The sequence below is a fragment of the Rhodopseudomonas sp. B29 genome (assembly GCF_000333455.1).
Lineage (GTDB): Bacteria > Pseudomonadota > Alphaproteobacteria > Rhizobiales > Xanthobacteraceae > Rhodopseudomonas.
In genome coordinates this window covers 1-2,145 of record NZ_BADD01000110.1, presented here as the reverse complement: position 1 = coordinate 2,145, position 2,145 = coordinate 1, and the positions used below count along the sequence as shown (strand labels likewise).

The following is a 2,145-nucleotide window of genomic DNA, read 5'->3' as shown; positions in this document are numbered from 1 at the left end:
AAGTCGTCTTCGTGAGCGCCGCAGGTTGTCCGCGTAGAGTAGTTTCCTTCACTGCAGTTCTGATCGCCGCCCTCGCGCTGGCCGCGCCGGCGCATGCCCAGGACATCAGCATCAATCTCGGCGGCGGCGGCCCCGGCGTCACCGAGCGTGCGATCCAGCTGATCGCGCTGCTCACGGTGCTGTCGATCGCGCCGTCGATTCTGATCATGATGACGTCGTTCACGCGCATCGTGGTGGTGCTGTCGCTGCTACGCACCGCGCTCGGCACCGCCACCGCGCCGCCGAACTCGGTGATCATCGCGCTGGCGTTGTTCCTCACTGCCTTCGTGATGGGGCCGGTGCTGCAGAAATCCTACGACGACGGCATCCGCCCGCTGATCGCCAACGAAATCACGGTCGATCAGGCGCTGGAGCGCGGTGCGGTGCCGCTTCGTGGCTTCATGCAGAAGAATGTCCGCGAGAAGGACCTCAAGCTGTTCATGGACCTGTCCGGCGAACCGCCGCCGGCGACGCCCGATGATCTGTCGCTACGCATCCTGATGCCGGCCTTCATGATCTCCGAGCTGCGGCGCGCCTTCGAGATCGGTTTCCTGCTGTTCCTGCCGTTCCTGATCATCGACCTCGTCGTCGCCTCGATCCTGATGTCGATGGGCATGATGATGCTGCCGCCGGTCGTCGTGTCGCTGCCCTTCAAGCTGATCTTCTTCGTCCTGGTCGACGGCTGGTCGCTGGTCGCAGGCAGCCTCGTGCAGAGCTACGGCGGGAGTTAGTCAGCGACGCGACGCGCCGGCCTTCGCGGCTCGGCTGCGCCGCGACGAGTCGATACCCCGGAGAATAAGGTCGATACCGGCGAGAAAGTCGGCCCGGTCGTCGTGAGTGAGCAACTGTCCGGCGACGCTTTGCGTGAAGGGATATTCGGCCGGATCGAGCTCGGACCAGGCGGCCGACACCGAACCCAGGAAGTCGGACCGATCCAGGCCGAGAGTCCGGGCGAGTTGCCCGTTGGCTGCATTCTTCCCGCCGACGCCGAGAATGTAATTCAGCAACGCCCCGACCGTCGCCCACTGCTCCTCGTCCGGCACACCAAGAGCGCAAACCGGCCGAGCGATGCTTTCGAGAATGCGCACCATCGGCAACCGTCCAGGCGCGCGTGACAGTGCCGAACCGACCCACGGATGCGCGTCGATCGTGTCGAACAACCTCAGAGCGAGGCCGCGAATGGTCGCTTCCGGCGTTGCGCCGGCCGAAGAGACGTTGAGCGCGCGAGCGACGATGGAGTCGCAGGCGGCGATCAGCAGTTCGCTCTTGTTGGGGATGTGCCCATAGATGGCGCCGGGCCCTGTGGAAAGCCGTTCGGACAGCGCTCGGAATGTCAGGCCGTCCTCGCCGCTGCTGTCCAACAGATCGATCGACGCTTCGATAATGCGCTCCCGCGAGAGCGCTTGCAGCCGTCGTCGCGTGCCACCTGCATGTCTGACCATGCTGCATCTTGACATGCTTGGAACGTCGTTCCAATACATTGGAACGACGTTCCATCGGCGCCTTTGCGCGTCCCCAATGGCGGCCCGCAAAGGAGCAACATGATGGATGAACCGATCACGATTATCGGCGCCGGGCTCGGCGGGCTGACGCTCGCCAGGATCCTCCATGTTCACGGCATCGCAGCCACGATCTACGACGCGGAAGCGTCCGCGAGCGCGCGGCCGCAGGGAGGCTTGCTCGATATTCACGAATACAATGGGCAGCTCGCGCTCAAGGCCGCGGGACTGTTCGATCGGTTTCGTGCGATCATCCAGCCCGGCGCCGATGCAAAACGGATCGTCGACAACGCCGGCAATATCCTGTTGGACATGCCGGATCGCGGCGGCGGCGGTCGACCCGAGGTCGACCGCGGCGATCTCCGGAGAATTCTGCTCGATTCTCTTCCCGCCGACACGATCCGCTGGGGACACAGGCTGTCAGCCGTGTCACCGATGGACGGCGGGCGACATATGCTGAAGTTCACCAACGGCTCGACGGTGAGGACCGATCTGCTGGTGGGGGCCGATGGCGCGTGGTCGAAAGTTCGACCGCTTCTGTCCAAAGCGACGCCCGCCTATGTCGGCACGACGTTCATCGAGACCCAATTGTTCGACGCCGACCCCG

Annotated in this window: 3 protein-coding genes; 2 read left to right on the top strand and 1 reads right to left on the bottom strand. The window is 64.3% G+C overall.

Annotation, left to right across the window (positions count from 1 at the left end):
• Positions 1-11: 11 nt before the first annotated feature.
• Positions 12-770 carry a flagellar type III secretion system pore protein FliP gene (fliP, locus tag I5M_RS04115; protein ID WP_031335320.1) on the top strand — a complete coding sequence of 253 codons (759 nt, stop codon included), beginning with the start codon at positions 12-14 and terminating at the stop codon, positions 768-770.
• Here the strand turns inward: fliP and I5M_RS04110 are convergent, their stop codons facing one another.
• The gene (locus tag I5M_RS04110) at positions 771-1,520 is read right to left on the bottom strand and encodes a TetR/AcrR family transcriptional regulator (protein ID WP_244431928.1); all 750 of its coding nucleotides are present in this window, start codon (positions 1,518-1,520) and stop codon (positions 771-773) included. It lies immediately after the preceding gene.
• Between the two features lie 63 nt (positions 1,521-1,583).
• Here I5M_RS04110 and I5M_RS04105 point away from each other — a divergent pair.
• Positions 1,584-2,145, top strand: a 562-nt coding sequence (locus I5M_RS04105; protein ID WP_031335318.1) for an NAD(P)/FAD-dependent oxidoreductase, incomplete at its 3' end; no start/stop codon positions are given.

What these genes read in the sequence shown, in the direction of transcription:
- I5M_RS04110 (WP_244431928.1), bottom strand. Translation starts at nt 1,520, where the DNA reads ATGTATTGGAACGACGTTCCAAGCATGTCAAGATGCAGCATGGTCAGA.